The organism is Pseudovibrio ascidiaceicola (genome assembly GCF_900114245.1).
Lineage (GTDB): Bacteria > Pseudomonadota > Alphaproteobacteria > Rhizobiales > Stappiaceae > Pseudovibrio > Pseudovibrio ascidiaceicola.
In genome coordinates, this window is sequence record NZ_FOSK01000041.1 from 1 (window position 1) to 2,319 (window position 2,319).

2 protein-coding genes are annotated in these 2,319 nt (G+C 52.0%); both read left to right on the forward strand.

Features of this window, described 5'->3' with window-relative positions; translation table 11 throughout:
• Window positions 1-50 precede the first annotated feature (50 nt).
• Window positions 51-563: a hypothetical protein gene (locus BM231_RS26750; protein ID WP_093524428.1), complete on the forward strand. Its 513-nt coding sequence runs from the start codon at window positions 51-53 to the stop codon at window positions 561-563.
• On the forward strand, window positions 551-2,319 hold a 1,769-nt coding region (locus BM231_RS26755; protein ID WP_208860680.1), incomplete at its 3' end, for an autotransporter-associated beta strand repeat-containing protein. The genes BM231_RS26750 and BM231_RS26755, both read left to right, overlap by 13 nt.

A 2,319-nucleotide genomic window follows, 5' to 3' on the forward strand; every position in this document is an offset into this window, starting at 1 on the left:
TTTCGCTGCCCAACGACAACATTACAAATACATAAGAGCCGAGGAATTGAATGCTCCAGAATAGTTTTGGTTCACAGACAAGACGAAAGCAAAAAACCGTTGTTGCAGCATTGCGTGTCCCTGTGTTTGCACTCATTGCCCTGGACTTGGTAGCCACAAGCCGTTCTGCTCGTGCAGAGGACATTGATGGGTCTTGGTCACTAACAGTTGATAGTGATCCAGCTGTTTCGGCCCCCCCTAGTCTGTGGGATGTGGATGCCCCCTTGAATAGTGGGGTGACAGCTGGGTCAGATGCCAAGATTACCATTCAAAATGGTGGTGAAGTCACCAACACTGGTAGAACTATCGGCGGAAACTCCGGTTCTCACGGTACCGTCGCTGCTGGAAACAGTCCCAGTACGCTGACAATTGATGGTGACCTCGATCTTACCTCCGCCTCAGTTATGGATTTTGAGCTTGGATCTCCGTCCGGCACAGCGGGTGTAGACAGCGATCTGATCCGGTTGTGGTTAAGTCTTTCCGATTTTTTACTCTCCAGGGATAGAAGCACATGCAACGCTTGATCTTTGCATACAAAAACACATCAGCCCTAGTTTCACATAGGCTTGCGATTTCAATCATTGCAGGGGCGCTGACGGCAACTCCCCAAATTAGTCATGCAGATGTTGTCTTTACCGGCAAAAACTACGGCTCCTTTGGCAGTAGCCGTATGACCCTCGGCGATGGGGGCATTGGCACGCTCACAATTTCTGGCGAGGACAAACATGGCGATAAAGAAGATAAAACCATTACCGGCTACTTGAATTTGGCAGATCGTGACGAATTCGATGCCGGGATTGCCCGCGGTGAGCTTAACGTGCTTGACGGTGCGCACCTGACTGTAAACGGCTCTATTGATGTTGGCCATTACTTCGATAGCCCACCAGCACCAACAGAAGGAGGCCGTATACTTGTTTCGGGCGCAGGGTCTATACTTTCAACTTTAAAGAGACTAGATTTCCAATATGGAACGAGTGCACTCACCGTTTCGAATGGCGGTACTTTTTCCTCATCCTCTTGGATCAGATTTGGAGATAATAGAAACGCCCGGTTTGCCGTCAATATTGGTGCTGCAAAAGGTGAAGCTGCGCAGGCCCCGGGCATACTGGATGTTCCAAGCATCTATTTTCGGTATGCCACGAGCGAACTGAATTTCAATCACACGGATGATGCTTATATTTTTGATGTTGACATCGGCTCGGTATCTCCCGGCGTGGGATCTCGCCATACAATCAATCACTTAGCGGGTACAACGATCTGGGCCGGTGGGGTGGGCGAATTTTACGGCGGTAACAATAGGTTTGTTGGCACGACGAATATCACTGGCGGTGCGCTGATCGTCAATGGTGAGCTGCCTGGGCTGATCAAACTGACGAGTGGAACACTGGGGGGCACGGGCACTGTCGGTACTATCGAGGCGACAGGTGGCACGCTCTCGCCAGGCTCCAACGGGAGTGGCACATTGAAGATCGGCGGCAACCTTGTGTTGGGCGAAAGCGCGACACTCGCTTTTGGCCTTGGTGCGCCCGATGGCACAGCAGGCGTGGACAGCGACCTCATCACCGTTGGTGGAAACCTGACGTTGGATGGCACACTTGATGTAAGCGATGCTGGCTCGTTTGGTGCTGGTGTATATTCATTAATCACCTATGGCGGCGCCCTAACAGACAACGGCCTCACAATCGGGCTTTCCCCAGTTGGCTACGACTATGCCCTGAGCACCACTGCAACGCCCGGCACTGTGTCGCTATTGGCCTCGACGCGGAATCTATTGTTTTGGAACGGCACGTCGGCTGCCGACGGCACCGTGCATGGCGGCGCGGGCACATGGAATACGACAAGCCAGAACTGGACCAATTCCGCCAGCTTCACAGATCTGGCCTATGACCCCAACAGCTCACTTGTTTTTCAAGGCACTGCGGGCACTGTCACGGTTGCTGATACAGGTGTCTCGGTATCATCTGGTTTGCAATTTGCAACCGATGGCTATCAGGTCAAAGGTGGCGATATTAAGCTCAACGGCGCAACGTCGGTCCGTGTTGGTGATGGTACGAGTACAAACTTCACTGCAACCATTGCCTCTGACATAATAGGGACAGGACCTCTGAATAAAACCGATTTGGGCACTCTTATTCTCGAGGGCAACAATAGCTATTCAGGTGGCACAACTCTGACAGCAGGTAAACTGCTTGTTAATGGCTCCACTGGTGATATCACAGTCAACGGCGGTAGCCTTGGTGGTTCGGGGACTATTGGGGCTGTCGCTGTTAATGCAGGTGC

Bases quoted from the DNA above. Each gene is read 5' to 3' on its own strand.
- BM231_RS26750 (WP_093524428.1), top strand. From the start codon at position 51: ATGCTCCAGAATAGTTTTGGTTCACAGACAAGACGAAAGCAAAAAACC.